This is a genomic window from Ruegeria sp. C11, from assembly GCF_056537725.1.
Genome location: NZ_JBQFSB010000004.1, coordinates 115,417 through 133,382, shown reverse-complemented (window position 1 = coordinate 133,382; position 17,966 = coordinate 115,417). Strand labels below are relative to the sequence as shown.

Annotated in this window: 17 protein-coding genes; 4 read left to right on the top strand and 13 right to left on the bottom strand. The window is 58.5% G+C overall.

The features are described from left to right. Nucleotides 1–59: 59 nt before the first annotated feature. From ACR0NA_RS09285 to ACR0NA_RS09260, 6 genes are read right to left on the bottom strand one after another with little or no spacing between them, the layout of a single operon-like run. Nucleotides 60–1,511 carry an aldehyde dehydrogenase family protein gene (locus ACR0NA_RS09285; protein WP_480728274.1) on the bottom strand — a complete coding sequence of 484 codons (1,452 nt, stop codon included), beginning with the start codon at nt 1,509–1,511 and terminating at the stop codon, nt 60–62. A gap of 48 nt (nt 1,512–1,559) precedes the next feature. After that, the gene (locus ACR0NA_RS09280; RefSeq protein WP_480728272.1) at nt 1,560–3,158 is read right to left on the bottom strand and encodes an ABC transporter ATP-binding protein; all 1,599 of its coding nucleotides are present in this window, start codon (nt 3,156–3,158) and stop codon (nt 1,560–1,562) included. Continuing rightward, nucleotides 3,155–3,970: an ABC transporter permease gene (locus tag ACR0NA_RS09275; RefSeq protein ID WP_480728270.1), complete on the bottom strand. Its 816-nt coding sequence runs from the start codon at nt 3,968–3,970 to the stop codon at nt 3,155–3,157. The genes ACR0NA_RS09280 and ACR0NA_RS09275 overlap by 4 nt, the downstream gene beginning before the upstream one ends. Continuing rightward, nucleotides 3,967–4,914 carry an ABC transporter permease gene (locus ACR0NA_RS09270; RefSeq protein WP_170653624.1) on the bottom strand — a complete coding sequence of 316 codons (948 nt, stop codon included), beginning with the start codon at nt 4,912–4,914 and terminating at the stop codon, nt 3,967–3,969. The genes ACR0NA_RS09275 and ACR0NA_RS09270 overlap by 4 nt, the downstream gene beginning before the upstream one ends. A gap of 40 nt (nt 4,915–4,954) precedes the next feature. Next, nucleotides 4,955–6,037: a ligand-gated ion channel gene (locus tag ACR0NA_RS09265; protein WP_480728268.1), complete on the bottom strand. Its 1,083-nt coding sequence runs from the start codon at nt 6,035–6,037 to the stop codon at nt 4,955–4,957. 48 nt (nt 6,038–6,085) lie between these two features. After that, a complete protein-coding gene (locus tag ACR0NA_RS09260) occupies nt 6,086–7,573 on the bottom strand; it encodes an ABC transporter substrate-binding protein (protein ID WP_480728265.1) in 1,488 nt (495 codons plus the stop codon). 171 nt (nt 7,574–7,744) lie between these two features. On the opposite strand from ACR0NA_RS09260, the gene panB reads away from it, so the two are divergent. The 4 genes from panB to ACR0NA_RS09240 all read left to right on the top strand — a co-directional run bounded on the left by panB (nt 7,745) and on the right by ACR0NA_RS09240 (nt 12,518). Then, nucleotides 7,745–8,584: a 3-methyl-2-oxobutanoate hydroxymethyltransferase gene (gene panB, locus ACR0NA_RS09255; protein WP_480728263.1), complete on the top strand. Its 840-nt coding sequence runs from the start codon at nt 7,745–7,747 to the stop codon at nt 8,582–8,584. Then, on the top strand, nt 8,581–9,432 hold the full coding sequence (gene panC, locus ACR0NA_RS09250; protein WP_480728260.1) for a pantoate--beta-alanine ligase: 852 nt from the start codon (nt 8,581–8,583) through the stop codon (nt 9,430–9,432). The genes panB and panC overlap by 4 nt, the downstream gene beginning before the upstream one ends. A gap of 173 nt (nt 9,433–9,605) precedes the next feature. Continuing rightward, entirely contained in the window at nt 9,606–10,835 is a 1,230-nt protein-coding gene (locus ACR0NA_RS09245) for a DUF3179 domain-containing (seleno)protein (protein WP_480728258.1), read from the top strand. An 18-nt stretch (nt 10,836–10,853) separates the two neighbouring features. Beyond that, nucleotides 10,854–12,518, top strand: coding sequence for a sulfatase-like hydrolase/transferase (locus ACR0NA_RS09240; RefSeq protein ID WP_480728256.1), 1,665 nt, complete (start codon nt 10,854–10,856; stop codon nt 12,516–12,518). 14 nt (nt 12,519–12,532) lie between these two features. Here the strand turns inward: ACR0NA_RS09240 and smpB are convergent, their stop codons facing one another. The 7 genes from smpB to arfB form a co-directional block, all read right to left on the bottom strand. Further along, nucleotides 12,533–13,009, bottom strand: a complete 477-nt coding sequence (gene smpB, locus ACR0NA_RS09235) for an SsrA-binding protein SmpB (protein ID WP_480450851.1) — start codon at nt 13,007–13,009, stop codon at nt 12,533–12,535. 61 nt (nt 13,010–13,070) lie between these two features. Beyond that, nucleotides 13,071–14,321, bottom strand: a complete 1,251-nt coding sequence (locus ACR0NA_RS09230; protein ID WP_480728253.1) for a flavin-dependent oxidoreductase — start codon at nt 14,319–14,321, stop codon at nt 13,071–13,073. A gap of 55 nt (nt 14,322–14,376) precedes the next feature. After that, on the bottom strand, nt 14,377–14,919 hold the full coding sequence (idi, locus tag ACR0NA_RS09225) for an isopentenyl-diphosphate Delta-isomerase (RefSeq protein WP_480728251.1): 543 nt from the start codon (nt 14,917–14,919) through the stop codon (nt 14,377–14,379). 171 nt (nt 14,920–15,090) lie between these two features. After that, on the bottom strand, nt 15,091–15,504 hold the full coding sequence (locus ACR0NA_RS09220) for a c-type cytochrome (RefSeq protein ID WP_480728249.1): 414 nt from the start codon (nt 15,502–15,504) through the stop codon (nt 15,091–15,093). A 115-nt stretch (nt 15,505–15,619) separates the two neighbouring features. Then, a complete protein-coding gene (locus tag ACR0NA_RS09215; protein ID WP_480728247.1) occupies nt 15,620–16,639 on the bottom strand; it encodes a P1 family peptidase in 1,020 nt (339 codons plus the stop codon). A 57-nt stretch (nt 16,640–16,696) separates the two neighbouring features. Further along, nucleotides 16,697–17,443, bottom strand: coding sequence for an SDR family oxidoreductase (locus ACR0NA_RS09210; protein WP_480728245.1), 747 nt, complete (start codon nt 17,441–17,443; stop codon nt 16,697–16,699). A 61-nt stretch (nt 17,444–17,504) separates the two neighbouring features. Then, a complete protein-coding gene (arfB, locus tag ACR0NA_RS09205) occupies nt 17,505–17,924 on the bottom strand; it encodes an alternative ribosome rescue aminoacyl-tRNA hydrolase ArfB (RefSeq protein WP_480728244.1) in 420 nt (139 codons plus the stop codon). Between the last annotated feature and the right edge of the window lie 42 nt (nt 17,925–17,966).

Genomic DNA, 17,966 nt, shown 5'->3' with positions numbered 1-17,966 from the left:
CCAATCGATGTGGGCAGAGTTAACATCACCCGCTGGTCGGCAGCAAATCCCGCCCCAACCTAGCCATGGCGGGCGGCCACCGTTTTCAGTTGTGAAAACCCATACAGCGCCTCAAACCCTTTTTCCCGCCCGTGGCCTGATTTGCCCACGCCACCAAACGGCAATTCAACGCCGCCACCGGCACCATAATTGTTGATAAAGACCTGACCCGCGCGCAGATGCTTGGCCAGACGCATCTGCCGGGCGCCGTCCCGCGTCCAGATACTGGCGACCAGTCCATACTCTGTTCCGTTGGCGATTCTTACGGCCTCGTCTTCGGTGTCGAACGGGATCAGCACCTGAACCGGCCCAAAGATTTCATCCCGTGCCAGAACGTGATCCGGCGGTACGTCGGCAAACAGCGTTGGGCGCACATAGGCCCCGGTTTCAGGCGCATGGTCGACCACCCGGCCCTGCGCGGCGGTGTTCAGATCGCTGCCCTTGGCCAGGAACCCGCTGACGATCTCTTTCTGCCGGGCTGAAATTAACGGCCCAACCCGCAAATCCTCTTGTGCGGGTCCGACGGTAAGGTCTGAATACGCCTCGGCCATTCTGGCCCTGACCTGATCGTATACACCGCGCTGAACCAGAATTCGGGACGAGGCCGAGCAGGTCTGACCGGCATTCTGTATGCCCGCATTGACAAGAAACGGCAGCGCCTCATCCAGATCGGCGTCGTCAAAGACCAGTTGCGGGGACTTGCCACCCAGTTCCAGCGTAACCGGGACCACGTTTTTCCCTGCTGCCTGCTGGACCAGAGCGCCCGTGGCAACCGATCCGGTGAATGAGATGTGGTCGACCCCCGGATGGCCGGACAGGGCCGCACCCGCCTCGGCCCCCAATCCGGGTACGACGTTCAAGGCCCCGGTTGGCAGCCCCGCCTCAACCGCCAGATGGGCGAAGGCGAGCGCAGTCAGGCAAGCCTCCTCTGCCGGTTTCAGTACACAGGCGTTACCCATCGCCAAGGCGGCCCCGACAGAGCGCCCGATAATCTGCATCGGATAGTTCCACGGCACGATATGCCCCGTGACCCCATGCGGTTCGCGCAGCGTATAAACGGTATAGCCATCCAGATAGGGGATGGTTTCGCCCATCACCTTGTCCGCCGCCCCCCCGTAGAACTCGCAATATCGCGCCAGAGCCACGGCATCCGCGCGTGCCTGTGTCAGGGGTTTGCCCACATCCATCGCTTCGAGCGCGGCAAGCTCATCGACCCGGTCCAGCACCAGCTGCCCCAACCGGACTAGGATGCGACCCCGTTCCAATGCTGTTGAACGGCCCCATTTCCCCTCCATCGCAAGGCGCGCTGCCTGAACGGCCCGATCTATCTCGGTAGGCCCGCCGCGCGCGATGCGGCAGATTTCAGATCCATCGGAGGGGTTTGTCAGGACAAGGGTTTCACCTGATGTGGCAGGTTTCCACTGGCCACCAATCAGACAATGGCCGGGATCGAACCATATTGGGTTGCTCATTGGTGCCTCCTTGACAAAATCAGGCCCTAAATAGGGGAAATTTATGTTTCACGCCGCACCCCTTGCAAAGTTCGGCAAGGTCGGCGCCGCTGCGATAAGTTTTTGGGTGTAGCCGTGCTGGGGATCGGCAAACACCTGCTCGGTTTCCCCCTGCTCGACAATCTGGCCCGCCTGCATCACCATCACCCGGTCAGTGATTGTGCGCACGACGCTCAGGTCGTGGCTGATGAACAGATAGGTCAGATCATAGGTTGCGCACAGTTCGGCCAGCAGATCGAGAACCTGCGCCCTGACCGAAACGTCGAGGGCTGATACAGCCTCATCAAATAGGATCAGTTCCGGCCGGATGATCAGGGCGCGGGCAATGGCAATCCGCTGGCGTTGCCCACCCGAGAATTCGTGGATGTACTTGCCCGCGTCGTCAGGACCAAGTCCGACTGCGGTCAGCATCTCGGCAATACGATCCTGCCTCTCTGATCCGGTCGGGGGCGTTTCCAACAGGTGGAACGGTTCGGTAATCAGCCGCGCAACGCGATGACGGGGGTTGAAACTGCCGAACGGGTCCTGAAACACCACCTGCATTTTGCGGCGCACCGCCAGATTGGGTTTGTGGCCGGTGAATACCGGCTGGCCATCCAGCAGGATTTCGCCGGACTGAACCTCCTCCAGCCCCAAAATGGCCCGTGTCAGAGTCGATTTCCCGCACCCGGACTCACCCACCAGCCCCAACCGCTCACCCTTGTTGAGCGCAAAACTGACGTGATCGACAGCACGATGATGCCGCGGGGATTCAAATAGACGTTTGCGTGGCAGGCGATAGTCGCGCACAACATCCGCCACCACCAGCAGCGGGTCGGGTTCGGGCGGATCAGGCAAGGCGACCTGATGATCCGAAGCCTCGAACAACATGCGGGTGTAGGGATGCTGCATGTTGCGCAACAGATGGCCGGTTTCCCCGGCCTCGACCACCTTACCGTGACGCATCACGACAATTCGGTCGGCCATGTCGGCAACCACTGCCAGATCATGCGTGATCATCAGCAGGCCCATACCATATTCACTGACCAGCCCCTTGAGCAGGTCCAGTATCTGCGCCTGAGTCGTCACGTCCAACGCTGTTGTTGGTTCATCCGCGATCAGCAGTTTCGGGCGAAGAGCGATGGCCATCGCGATCACCACCCGCTGTCTTTGACCCCCGGACAGTTCATGCGGATAGCGGGACAGGGGGAACCTGTCAGGGGGCAGGCCTACCCGGATCAGCACCTCTTGCGCACGATCCCGCGCCTTGTCCGGTGGCATCGCCTTGTGGATCAGGATGGTCTCCATCACCTGATCGCCAATCGTCTTGACCGGGTTGAGCGCGGTCATCGGCTCCTGAAACACCATTCCGATTGAGGCACCGCGCAGGCGGCACATGTCATCTTCGGAACCATTCAGCAGCTCCTGCCCCTCAAGCAGAACCGACCCGCTGCTCTGTGCCCCGCCGGGCAACAATTGCATGATTGCCAGCGCCGTCATCGACTTGCCCGAGCCGCTTTCGCCGGTGACCGCAACAATCTCGCCCGGCGCAATGGACAGGCTGACGTCCCGCAGGATATCGGTCGTGTTGATCGACAGCGACAGGTTTTCTATCTGCAACAGGGTCATGCGCGCGCCACCCTGATCCGTGGATCCAGCCAATCGCGCAGGCCGTCGCCCATCAGGTTCAGTCCCAGCACCGTTAGTATTATGGCCAGTCCCGGAATCAGAGCCAAATGCGGGGCAATACTGACCATTGTCTGCGCATCGGCCAGCATCCGGCCCCAGCTGGGCGTGGGCGGCTGTGCGCCCAGACCGACATAGGACAGGCCCGCCTCGGCAAGGATACCCAGCGAAAACTGAATGGTGCCTTGCACGATCAGCAGGTTGGCCACGTTGGGCAGAATGTGCTCGGCAGAAATGCGCGCCGCGCCCTTGCCAGCAACGCGGGCGGCAAGGATGAACTCCCGCTCCCACAGCGACAGGGCTGCACCGCGCGTGATGCGCGCGAAGACGGGGATGTTGAAGATACCGATGGCGATAATGGCGTTGATTGCCCCTGCCCCGAAGACGGCTGTGATCAGGATGGCGATGACGAGCGACGGGAACGCAAAGACCAGATCATTGCCGCGCATGATCAGCTCATCCAGCCACGACCCTTTGCGCGCTGCTGCCGTAAGACCAAGGGGTACGCCCAGCGCCATGCCGATGCCCACCGCCACCAGCGCCACAGCGATCGAGGTGCGCGCGCCGACCATGATCATCGAGAAAATGTCGCGCCCGAAATGATCCGTACCAAACCAGTGCTGCGCGTTGGGGGGTTGCAGCTTGGCCGGGATATCCAGCGCCGCGTAGTCGTACGGCGTCCAAACAAACGAGATCAGCGCGGCCAGCAGCACCAGCGAAGACAATATAGCGCCAAGGATCAGGTTTCGGCTCATGTCCTGCTCCTTAGTCTGGGGTCAACGGCGGCATAGGCCAGATCCACCACGAAGTTCACGGTAATGACCGCAAAGACCAGCAGCATGACAACGGATTCCACCACGATGAGGTCGCGGGAGGAAATGGATTGAAAGACCAGCCTTCCCAGACCCGGAAGATAGAAGACCTGTTCGATGATGATCGACCCGGCGAGCAGAAAGGAAAACTGCAGCCCGATAATCGTCAGCACCGGGATCAGCGCGTTGCGCACCCCGTGCCGCCACAGCGCCTGACGACGGCTGAGGCCTTTGGCGCGTGCAGTGCGCATGAAATCCTCGCCCAGAATATCCAGCAGGGCCGAGCGCATGACGCGCGCCAGAATGGCTGCCTGCGGCAGTGCAAGGGCGATTGCGGGCAGTGTCAGGGAATGCAGCCCAGCCCACAGCCCTTTGTCCCAGCCAGCAAAGCCACCGGCATTGAACCAACGCAGATTAATGGCGAAAATCAGCACCAGCATCATGGCGAACCAGAAATTCGGCACCGCAATCCCCAACTGCGTGGTCCCCATGACAGCCAAATCGCCGGGTTTGCCCCGACGCGCGGCAGCATAAATTCCTGCCGGAAAGGCGATCAGCGTGGACAGGGCCAGTGCATAAAGCGCCAAAGGTAATGAGACCCACAACCTGTCCGCAATCATGCCTGAAACCGGTGTACGATAGGTGTAGGAGGTACCGAAATCCCCGCTCAGCATACCGCCGATCCAATCGAAGTACCGCTGGGTTTTGGGAACATCCAGTCCAAGCTCGGCCCTGAGTGCGGCCAGCGTGTCGGGCTGCGCATTGACGCCCAGCATGAACGACGCCGGATCACCCGGTGCCACCTCGATCACCGCAAAGATGACGATCGAAGCCACAGCCAGACTAAGGGCCAGCGAAAACAGCCGTTTGAGCGCATAACGAAGCATCAGCGCCACGTTAGGGGTGGTTCGGGTTCGGGTCCAGCACCTAAGGCACCAGCAAATAGGCAAAAACCGCGTAACCGACGATTGCTGCATATCCCAAAGGGTAGATCCACTTGATCGCGTAATTGTCGAGTTTTCTGGCCAATGCCTCGCGACCGGTTGTTTTGATTTTCCGCAGGGCAACATTGAAAACAATGATCGCCCCGGTCATCACGAACATGCATTGCAGGATGAAGTCGAGAAACGTCAGGTACCCCAGCTTTGGCAGATCGGCTGAAATCGCCCAGTTGAACGCGACAAATACCAGCAGGTTGCCGCCTGCAATCTCGATCCGCCTGCGATATTCATCCAGAAAGAACAGTGCCCAGCCAACCGTGATCAGGACGAGCATCGGCAGGAATACCCGGATCACGTAATAGGTCAGATGCCGTTTGCCTTCGAAAACCAGTTCAACCTGATCACTATCGCGGCCTGAGAAGCCCGTGACCGTGGATTGAAGAAGCCGGGCATTGTCGAGTATCCATTCCTCTTCACCCAACAGGTCGCCGAGGCCGGAATATTCCTCCATGGGGACATAAGTCACAAAGTCCGACGGAAACACCGACACCACCTCAAAGTGGAATTCCTGCGTATCGAACGGGTATTTCAGGAAATTGAAGTGGGGCGCCTGAAGTGTCAGTGACGATTTTTCCACGTACAAAACCCGCCCATCATGGCGCAGTGCGGCGGCGGATTCGTGAATCCAGCGGTTGGATTGCTGGTTATGAATGACAAAAGCCGGAACAACAGTGCCTATTTCACCAGCATGCTTGAGCAACGTCGCCGGATCAAAAACCCGGATATCGCGCCCCAACACCTCGGGATCAAAGGCCAGCGCCGGGTCGATCCATTCGAACCGCAAGACAACGACTGCGCCATAGTTTTCAGCCTTCTGATCAACGCTGGTGATCTGGTCAATCTTGATTCCAACACCAACTTCCAGAGGGTTTTCGGGCGTTCCCACCAGCTCGCCCAACTGTCCGCTGAACAGTTCCTGCGCACCAAGGGATGCCCCGAAAAGCACCAGCGCAGTTACCAACGCCGTCAGACGCAAAACCGCCGAATTTATGAAACGAAAAATCCACATAGTTAATAAACAAAAAGGGGCCTCAGTATGAGGCCCCGGCAAGGGTCATTATTCAGACCAAGTGATAGCCGTAAGGTCGTTGGCTGCGGTCGGGGCGTTTACCCACAACCCCTGAACGCCTGCTTTGGCAACGCTCAGCGCGGCCAACTGGAACAGGTAACCATTGACGAAATCCTCGGCGATGATCCGCTGCGCGTCCCCCAGCAGTTTGTCCCGTTCGGCAGGGTCGGTCGTGGAGTTCAGCGTCTCCATCAGTTGCTGGAAGTCGGGATTATCGTACTGAAAATAGTAGTCCGGCCGCGCGTAAATGCCGATATCCATCGGTTCGGTATGGCTGACAATAGTCAGGCCAAAATCCTTGCCCTTGAATACACTTTCAAGCCATTGCGCCCATTCGACATTGATGATTTCAGCCTTGATGCCGACCTCGGCCAGTTGTGCGGCAATGATCTCGCCCCCGCGGCGCGCGTAGGATGGCGGCGGCAGGTGCAGGGTGGTTTCAAACCCATCCGAAAATCCGGCTTCTGCCAGCAGCGCCTTAGCCTTTTCCGGGTCATGGGACGAATTTCCGGTCAAATCGACATAGGCCGGATGATGGGGCGCAAAATGAGTGCCGATGGGCGTACCATACCCAAACATAGCCCCATCGATGATTGCCTGACGGTCGATGGCATGGGCAATCGCCTGCCGCACGCGGACGTCATCAAACGGCGGCTGCTTGTTGTTGGTGGACAGGATCGTTTCACCCTCGGTCGATCCGACCAGAACCTGAAACCTTGGATCGGCCTCGAATTGCGGCAGGTTCTCGGGTGCCGGGAAGCCTGAGAACACGTCAACATCTTCGGCCATGACTGCGGCAAAGGCTGCGGTCGGGTCCGAGATGAACTTGAACGTTGCCTGCTCCAGCGCAGGCTGTTCCCCCCAATAATCCGGATTACGCTCCAGCACGATCTTGTCGCCCTGAACCCATTCGCCGAACTTGTAGGCGCCGGTTCCGACCGGGTTGGTTTTGATGTCTTCGATACTTTCCGACGCAACGATCACAGCGTCACCCCATGCCATGTTGAACAGGAAATTCCCGTTCGGCTCGCTCAACGTCACCTTGACCGTCAGCGGGTCCACGACCTCGACACTTTCGATTCCGTCAAACAGCGCTTTTTGCGCGTTGGCGCTGTCTTCGGCGCGGGCACGGTCCAGACTGAATTTGACATCCTCAGCATCCATGGCCGAACCATCATGAAAGGTCACCCCATCATGCAATTTGAAGGTATAGACCTTGCCATCGTCCGAAATTTCCCAGCTTTCCGCCAGCCCCGGTACGATCGATCCATCGCCCATGAAACGGGTCAGTCCTTCGAAGACGTTGGTGTAAACGACCGAATCAATCGCCTGCGCGGCGGCGCTGGTCGGGTCCAGATGCGGCGGCTCGAGCTGCATGGCGATCGTGATGTCCGACTTTGCCAGCGCCTGTGTAGCCAACAGGCTTGCACCGACCGCCAAGGCCGAAGCGAACGTGCGAAAGAGCGGCTGTCCCATAAATTTTTCTCCCCTGAATAACCGGTTGGCCCTTTTCGTAGGGCGACCAATACCACCACAGTGTTCCTGCAAACTTTGGGTCAATCAAGGGAATGTTCGCGCAACCGGGGTTTCTCTGCAGGCGCACTCTCTGCTATGCCGCACTGCAATATGAACGCCGCAGGAGTGAGCATGAGCGCCACCGCCCGCAAGAAAGCCCCGAACGCCGAGGATATTCGCGCCCGGAAAGGGACCGATCCTCTGGTCAGCTTGACCGCCTACACAACACCAATGGCAAGGCTGATGGATACCCATTGTGATTTCGTCTTGGTGGGGGACAGCGTCGGTATGGTGCTGCACGGGCTGACCTCGACCCTTGGCGTGACGATGGAAATGATGATCCTGCACGGGCAGGCCGTGGCGCGGGGTCTGGACCAGGCAATGATGGTCATCGACATGCCCTTTGCCAGCTATGAACACGACGCGGCGCAGGCGTTCAGAAACGCCGCTAGGCTGATGGCCGAAACCGGCGCGGGCGCCGTCAAGCTGGAAGGCGGGGTCGAGATGGCCGAGACGATCCGGTTTCTCGTGAAACGCGGCATCCCGGTGATGGCCCACATCGGGCTGACGCCGCAATCGATCAATACGCTGGGTGGCTACAAGGTTCAGGGCCGTGATGAGCAGGCCGAGGCGGTGCTGGCAGATGCCCACGCCGTCGCTGATGCAGGCGCGTTTTCCGTCGTGTTAGAGAAGATTCCACAGGGTCTGGCCGACAGAATTACAGCCGAAATACCTGTTCCGACCATTGGCATCGGCGCATCTGCGGGCTGCGACGGGCAGATACTGGTGGTCGATGACATGTTGGGTTTTTTCACCGCCTTCAAACCGAAGTTCGTCAAACGTTATGCAGATCTCGGTCCGCAGGCCGAGGCAGCCATCGCCGAATACGCCGCCGAGGTTCGCGCGCGCTCGTTTCCTGCCGACGAGCATGTCTTTGCGGATCAGGTGCCGCATAAGGGATCAAAGTCATGACCGCCATGATCCTGCGCCGCCTCACCGACCTGCGTGCGCAGGTAAGTGAGTGGAAACGCAACGGCGAGGAAATAGGCATTGTGCCGACTATGGGCGCGCTGCATCAGGGTCATTTGTCACTGGTCGAGGCCGCCAAAGCCGGATGCGACAGGGTCATCGTAACCATTTTCGTGAACCCCAAGCAGTTCAACAACCCTGAAGATCTGGCCAAGTACCCGCGCACCGAGAATGAAGATGCCGCCAAACTGGCCCCCTATGGTGTTGACGCAATCTATGTTCCGGACCCAGATCAGATTTATCCCACCGGCTTTGCCACAACGGTGGCGGTTGCCGGTCTGACAGATGTGATGGAGGGCGAGTTCCGCCCCGGCCACTTTGACGGAGTGGCCACTGTGGTTGCCAAACTGTTCCTGCAGACGCAGGCAGACAGAGCCTATTTTGGTGAAAAAGACTTTCAGCAGCTGATGGTCGTTCGCCGCATGGCCCGCGATCTGGATATTCCTATTGAGGTCATAGGCTGCCCCACCGTGCGCGAAGCTTCGGGTCTTGCCATGTCATCGCGCAATCTGCGCCTGTCACCCGAAGGTCTGGACATCGCTGCGCAAAAAAGCACCATCATGCGACGGCTGAGCGAAGCTTTGTCTCAGGGGCACCCCTTTGACGCGCTGGAAAATCAGGCAAAGGTGGATTTGCTGTCGGCCGGGTTTTCACAGGTCGAATATGTCGAGTTGCGCTGCGCCGAATCGCTTGAACCGCTGACGCACGCATCCCGCCCGGCCCGCCTGTTCGTTGCCGCGTGGGCGGACGGCGTGCGGCTGATCGACAATTTTGAAGTTGCCAAAGCCTGATCCGGCGACGGCGTCGCAAGATCTCTGAGACACCCCGCCTTTGTGGGTTGGCTCCGAAAGGGGCCAGCCCTCGGAGTCTTGGTGCCAACATTAAAATAACTCATCTGAATGCGTGCAGGCTTTGCGTAACGCCCCGGCCGGAATAACATGGTCGGGAATCGTGGAGGGGTTTTATGTTTGCAAACATAATCTTTTACCTCAGCCTAGTTGTTTCGCTGGGGATTGGATTCATCTATTTCCGGGACCTTGGCGACGTCAGCCAAATGGTCCTCAAGGTCAGGCGCGAGAATATGGTGCGCTTTATCCGGAATGAGTATCAGCTGCTGGCAGCGGCCATCGGCGGGCTGATCCTGATGACCCTGATGCATTTTGCATTTGGGGCAGGTCCCGGATGGATTTACTGGATTGCCCTGCTTTTGAGTCTGGTTCTGATCGGTTTCCCGTATGTCTGGGTGCATATCGGTCTGCGCAATCAGAAATCCACCGCCAGCTATTACAGCATTGACGAAGCCCGCGAATTCGTCAGCCCCTCCAGTCCCGTTCTGGTCATCGAAAACGATGGTGTCGCGCGCGCGCATCCGGATGCGCAGATCATGCGGCCGCATCTAGCCGGGAATGACGAAGGTCTGGGTGGCCGGAATGTGATAATGACCTATTGCGCGATGGCCAATCTGGGCATCGGCTACTCACCCGAAATCGAAGGCCAGCCGCTGGACCTGGAGGTACTGGCCCAGCACGGCAACAACCTGATCCTGCGTGACAACAAGACCGGCGAGCCGATCCAGCAGATTTATGGGTTTCGTGAAGCTGACAGTTCGCAAACGGAATCCGGCGCGGTCTGCCCGTTAAAGCCGTCGCAGGCGATGAAGCCATGGCCCACCTTCCGGATGACATTCCGGGGCTTTCAAAAGGCCTATCCCGATGGAAAGGTCTTTCTTAACAAGCCGCCCGGCAACCCGGTCCTGTTCCTATTCGACAGTGCGCTTGAAATGCTGTTCTCGGCGTCGATCGGCAAACAGCATCGCGAAGCGGCGCCAGTCATGGACAACATGAGCCATTCCGATGAGCGGCTGGATAACAAGACCTATGTCTGGGGCGTGAATATCGGTGGCGATGCCGTGTGCTGGACCGACGACTTTGTTGTCGAACACGGCAACATCATCAACGCTCAGGTCGGCGGTCAGCCGGTCGTGGTGGCCTGGCATCCCCGCTACGAAAGTCTGGGGGTCTGGTATAACACCACCGGCGCTCCGATCACCGAGATTGATTTCTTCGGCAATACCCCGGCTGGCAAGCTGGAGCGTGTCGAGGTGCTAAAGCCGGGCATGTTCTGGCATGTCTGGGTCGAGTTTTTTCCGCACACCGACATCAATCGTGTTTCCGATCAGGTCAAAGCCGCCTGACAAGCAAGGGGGAATATTGTGAAGAGTCTATGTTTGGTTTTTGCATTGGGAACCGCGGCAACCACGGCTGCGGCGCAGGGCACGGACGTCGTGCACGATTCCGAATACTACATCCTTGAGGCACAGCACGCGGACCAGTGGGCGCAGGATGATGCGGCGGTGAACGCAGTGCTCGAGGAATTTCGCGCAGCAAACGAGGGCAAACCCCCAAATATCGTCAGCGTTCTGATTGACGATATGGGATTCGGCGATATGGGAATCCCCGAGCTGAACGCCGTTCGCGGATATGAGACGCCGAATATCAACGCGTTTTCCGATCAGGCAATGCGTATGGTGCGCATGTATACCGAACCCTCATGCACACCGACACGGGTTGCGCAAATGACCGGCCGGTTGCCTGTTCGCATGGGCATGGGCGACACCACGGTCGACATCGCCGGGTTCGGCCTGCCTGAAAATGAGGTCACGCTGGCCGAGGTGCTGAAACAGGCAGGCTATGCAACCAGCCATGTAGGGAAATGGCACATGGGCGACATCGCCGAAAGCTGGGCGATGAATCAGGGATTCGACTATGCCCAGCACGCGATTCACCAGCAAGGTCAGCTGACGATCTTTCATGACGACGCAATCCGCGAGCAGGTCTCGGTCGGAATCGCGGATTTCGACCCAGTTTACACTCTGGACGATCTGTTCAGGCCAGACGCTTCGGCGATGATGACCGTCATCGAAGGCGAGGCAGGCGGGCCTGTCCGCGAAGTTCGGATGGAGGCCGGTGAGCGCTGGAATTCGGCAAAATATGACGAGATGAATCAGGCGTTTCAGGACAAGACGCTGGACGAACTGAGGCGGATGGCGGACGGGTCAGAGCCATTTTTCCTGCAATATTGGCCCATGATTCCGCTGGATAATACCCGAACCGGACGCGATGGACCGCAAAGCCCCAACGGGGGTCTTTATGTCGACAAGATGCAACAGTTGGATGGGTGGCTGGGCGATCTGTTTGCAGAAATTGATGCACTGGGATTGACTGAAAACACTGTTGTCATCGTGATGGGCGACAACGGTCATTTCACCAAATATGCCCCGCAATCCGGTTTTTCACCGATGATCTACAAGGGAGGCAAGGGAGATACGACCGAAGGCGGCGTCCGCGTCGATGCCTTTATTCGCTGGCCCGGCATGATCGAAGCGGATTCGATGATCAACAACATCATTCATGTCTCTGACCTCTATACAACGCTGTCGCGTTTTGCCGGGGCCGAAAGCCATATCCCGACAGATCGTCTGGTGGATGGTGTTGATCAGTCGGCCTCGATCCTGTTCGAGGATGAAACCAAAGGCCGCCGTGACAGTGTGATCATCTATTCGGTGGACAAGCCCAAGGCGATCGTAAAGGACAAGCTGCGCCTGAACTTGCCCGCGCCCGGTGAAAGCCCCATTCTGGCCGAGTTTTTCGATATCTACCGCGACACGCACGAGAAGTATCCGGTTTCAACCGAAGTAGGCGCCTGGGGCGGACAGGAGTTTGTCCGCATCCTTGGCCGCCATCTGGCCCGCAAGGAAAAATACCCGGACCAACCACCCGCCTTTGGTATGCCATATGAAGGTGTGGAAAATATACGGCCCGAGACTGCCAAAGCGGTTGAGGCGTTTCAGATCAAGCGCGCATCCGTTCAGAAATAGGGTCTGACACGACGTCAGCTGTGATCTTTCAAAAGCCTCTGCTTTTGCCGTGACCAGTCACGTTTGGCCTGAGTTTCGCGCTTGTCATGGGTTTTCTTACCCTTGGCGATGCCGATCTTTACCTTTGCCAGACCCTTGTGGTTGAAATACAGCACCAATGGTACAAGCGTCATGCCCTTGCGCTGTGTTGCGTTCCACAGGTCCGACATCTGTTTGCGCGACACCAACAGTTTTCGGCGGCGGCGTTCTTCGTGTTTGAATACCTTGGCCTGTTCGTAGGGTGGGATATAGCTGTTGACCAACCACAACTCTCCGTCCTCGACGGCTGCATAGCTGTCAGCAATGTTCGAGCCGCCCGCGCGCAGGGCCTTGACCTCGGACCCGACCAGCACGACGCCGCACTCGATATCGTCCTCGATCGCGTAATCGAAGCGGGCGCGCCGGTTGTCGGCAATCACCTTGTAGTTCGGATCTGTCTTCTGCTTGGCCATGACGCGTTGATTTATGCGGCTTATGCGCCCCTTGCAAGTCGGGTTTGGAAATGGCGCCCGATCAAATACGTGCACCCGCCGGAATTGTGCCGGGTCTAGAATTCAGTTCGGCAATCGAGAAACCGGCGATCGTCTTGTATTTCTCGGCATGCGCCGCCAGTTCGGCACGCGGAATCACCTGATCGATATCCTCAAAATCGCCACCACAAAGGTCTTCGACCCTTTGCAAGACGCCATCCGGCCCACCGCCCGCCCTGTTGGCATTTCCAACGGCGGTTGTAAGTGGCCTGACCTCGACCTCATAGGCGCACAACGCCTCTGGGGATACGCCATGTTCCAACATTCTGGCACCAAGCAGGCGTGCATCGACAATCGCCTGACTGGCGCCGTTGGACCCGACGGGATAGGTCGGGTGTGCCGCATCACCCATCAGCGTCACCCGGCCATCTGTCCAGCGCGGCAACGGATCGCGATCCACCATAGGGTATTCGTACACCACCTCAGCGCCGCGGATCAGAGCAGGAATGTCGATCCAGTCAATGCGCCAATCCTGAAAATCCGATAGAAAGTCGTCGATATTGGCAGCACGGTTCCAGTCTTCTTTCTTCCATGTGGCATCCAGCGGAAACCGCTTTTCGGCAATCCAGTTAATTGTCGCCTGCCCGTCACTGTCCGATTGCGAGATCGGATATGCCACCAGCCGCAGCGTGTCATGCCCAACCATCACCATGGCGGCCCCGCCGAAATACTCAGGCGCGCGCGTGGTTGCACGCCACAGCACCCTGCCATTCCAGATCGGCTCTCCTTCGTCGGGATACATCTGTGCCCGTAACGCCGAATGGATGCCATCTGCACCAATCAGAATCGCCCCTTCAGCACGCGTCCCATCCTCCAGCAACAGCGTCGCACTATCGCCGGTCTCATAGCCCACCGCGCGTTTGCCGGGCAGAACGCAGTCCTGTCCGGCCCGCTCGAGCAATGTGTGGTAGAGCATCATCTGCAATGCGCCGCGATGCACTGAATATTGCGGCCAGGCGTAGCCCGCCCACAGACCGCGCGGTTCTTCCCAGATGGTTTTTCCCAGTTTGGAATAAAAGCCGTATTGGCGGGTACGAACTGCAATATCCTCAAGCGCGTCGCCAAGGCCCAGATCAAAAAGCTCTCGAACCGAGTTGGGTTGCAGGTTGATACCGACACCCATGGGGCGGATTTCCCGGGCTGCCTCAAATATTCGGAACGGAACACCGATCTGATGCAATGTCAGACCAAGGCTCAGCCCCGCGATACCACCGCCTGCAATCAATACTGTCATCCGCAGCCCCTCCCGTTGCGGACACAGAAGCAGGCAAAACGCTTAACTGCAAGGTTCAGCTTTTGGCCGAGATGATCAGATCCGGGCCAAAAATCGTGTCCGCATGGTTGTGCAGATAAATCTTCAACCAGGGCGTAAAGCGTTCGGGGTGGCGACGAACCTCGGCTAGCAGGTCGTGGTAATCGACCCACCGGATTTCCATCACTTCGTCCGGATTAGGCTCGATTTTCAGCGGACCACGCACGTGGGCAAGAAATACATCGACTACTTCGTTTTCGACCATGCCGTTACCGACATCTGCATGATATTCCAGCCGATGGCGGTATTCGGGGTAAAGCCCGGTAATCCCGAGTTCCTCGCGCAGTCGGCGCACGGCACAGACCGAAGAGTTTTCATCCCAATCCGGATGGGTACAGCATGTGTTCGCCCACAAACCCGGCGTGTGGTATTTTCCAAGGGCGCGGCGCTGCATCAGGATTTCGGTTCCGCGGACGACAAAGACCGACACCGCCTTGTGCTTGAGGCCCTGTTCGTGCGCCTCCAGCTTGTCCACCGGGGCCAGTTCGCCATCGACCCAGGCCGGGATCAGTATTCCCATTTGACGTCTCCTGCTGCCGCTGCGCCGGTCCGGCATGCTACACGGGCTTTGGGGTGGCCGCACGGGCCACTATCGCCACCAAGGTGACGTCGAACCGCCTGCTGATCAAGCGCACGAAAGGCCGCAGGGGCTGCGGCCTTTTGCACATTCTCAACTCTGGTTTGTCAGGGCTTATTCAGCGGAAACGCTCAGGATATAAGCATAAACGTCTTCGCCACCGCTTTTGAGTTTGAAGGTCATCTTGGATTTGGCGGACGTGCTGTCCAGATAGGATTTCAGGAATGCCTTTGGGTCCTGAGAATATTCGACAAAGCTCGCCTCGTCCCAGACCAGCCCGTTTTCCCCGGCTTCGACGATGCTTTCGCCATATTTGAAACCTTCAAGCGTGCCTGCTGTGCGCCCTGCGATACCGTAAAGGTTCGGCCCGGTCTTGCCACCTTTGACAATGGCCTCGCCGTCCGGGGCCTCGATCATGTGGCACGATTTGCATTTGTTGAAGGTCTTTTTTCCCTTCTCGGCATCACCTTCAGCAAAGGCGGGAACGGCCATAAGGCCGACAAGCGCAGTAGCGGTAATCCATTTCATAGCTCATGCTCCGATAAGATTTGGCTGTCCTGAATGGTGCCCTCCATACCCGAAGTGTCAACGCGCAGATTGCCACGCGAGGGCAACGTGACGCACTGAATTCCACCAGATGTGACTAATCGTGTTCTAGAAACTCGGACCAGCAGGGCAAAAGGTCATTGTCATGCGGGGTCGCCAGATAAACCGCCCGCGCAATCGCCCGGCTAAGGCATAAGGCGGCGGCGTGACCAATCGCAGTCAGACCTTGCTCTGCCTCCTGCAGGGGGTGGGCGCCGGTGCTGACGCTGAAGACAAGATCCCCGTCGCCCGGAGAATGCGCGGGAACGATGGCCCGCGCAACGCCATCATGGGCAGCAATGGCCATGCGCTGGCATTCCGCCTTTGTCAGAGCCGCATCTGTGGCAACGACGGCTATTGTGGTGTTCGCGCGCTCCTGCGCTTGTGCCTTCATGGTCAGCATTTTGCGGCTGTCAAACCCACGCCCAAGCCCTGAAGAAGGGTCCGGGCCCAGACCGCCGAACTCATCACCAATCTCGAAACTGGCAGCCCAGAAATGACGATCACCCGGTGTCGTGACCGTTCCCATGGGATTTGCGGCAACCAGTGCGCCGACCGTGATGCCCGAATCCAGCACAATGGACGCCGATCCCAATCCGCCCTTCAGCATGGCGGTCAGCGCCCCGGTTCCGGCACCTGTGGTTCCAAGATCGAAATCAGACGCAGCGGCCTCGAACGCCTTCCGGCCCAGTGAGCGATAGGGGTTTTCCTGCCAGTCCTTTTCGCCGCCATTCAGCAGATCGAAAATGATCGCTCCGGGTACAATCGGAATGACTGCATCCGCCACGCGGTACCCTCGGCCCTGCGCGCGCAAGGCATCCGATACGCCTGAGCAGGCATCAAGCCCATAGGCAGATCCGCCCGACAAGACCAGCGCGTCGATTTTTGCCACGGATTTGTCCGGCGCCAGCAGATCCGTTTCACGGGTTCCTGGTGCGCCCCCCATGACATGAACCGATGCGGTGAACGGATCGTCCGCAGTCAGAACCGTCGCACCGGATTTCAGCCTGTCATCCTGCGCATTTCCGACCCTGAGGCCGGGGATATCGGTAATCAGGTTTCTGGGTCCTGGATTCATTCTGACCTCATTTTTAGGCCGGGGAACGCGGTCTCTGGCGCAGGTGTTTCAGGCGGGTCAGATGCAGCGCCCCCCGTCAACCTCCATCGCGACACCTGTGATCATGCTGGCCTCGTCCGAGCACAGAAAGCAGGCGGCGTTGCCCATGTCCTGTGGTGTCGAAAATCGGCCAATGGGAATCGTGGACAGAAATTTGGCGCGCATCTCCGGCGTGTCTTCGCCCAGAAATGACTTGAGCAGTGGGGTTTCCCCTGCCACCGGACAAATCGCATTGGCCCGAATGCCGGAAGGGGCCAGCTCCACCGCCATCGTCTTGGTTGCGGTGATCATCCAGCCCTTTGAAGCATTGTACCAGTTGAGGTTGGGGCGCGGGGACAATCCGGCGGTCGAGGCGACGTTAAGAATGGCGCCACTGCCCTGTTCTTTCATATGTGGTACAAGCGCGCGCGCTGTCAGATAGACGGATTTCATGTTCACGTTGAAGACCCGGTCGAATTCGTCTTCGCTCACATTTTCCAGCGGTGTCGGCAAATGGGTCACACCCGCATTGTTAACCAGAATGTCGACCTGCCCAAAGGTCGTCAGGGCGGCGTTCGCCATCGTCCCGACAGACGCGCCATCGGCAATGTCCACGCGATAGGCCAAGGCGTTCGGACCCTGCTGGCTTGCCATTACCTCGGCCGCTTCGCCGTTGATATCGGCGATCATAACCCGCGCGCCTTCAGCAATGAACTTTGCAACGATCCCCGCGCCAAACCCGGACGCACCGCCGGTCACAATCGCGGTTTTTCCCTCCAGCCTCATGATGTTGCCCTCTCCTGACACTTCGGCAGGCAGAGTAGCAACGTGTCGAAAAGATACCAGATTATTCTTCGGACACCTTGCCGCGCAGCGCCTTTACATCCGAGCGGGCCTTTTTGGTGGCGAGGCGGCGCTTGACCGAGCCGTAGGTGGGTTTAGTTGCAATGCGACGCTTGGGTTTGCTCAGGGCGCGGGCAACCAGTTCGGCCAGTCGGGTACGCGCAATATCGCGGTTGCGGGATTGCGATCGGGTTTCGTCACACTGAATGACGATCGCGCCGTCTTTGGTCCAGCGGCGGCCTGCCAAGCGTTTTAAGCGCGCCTTGACCGGATCGGGAAGGGACGGAGAGCGTGCGGCCTCAAACCGCAATTCGACCGCGGTCGAAACCTTGTTCACGTTCTGCCCGCCGGGACCAGACGCGCGCACAAAGCTTTCGGTCATTTCCCAGTCTTGCAGAATGATATCTTCGCTCACGCGCAACATGGCGCGACCTTACAGGCGGTCGGGCCAAACAAAAAGGGCCAC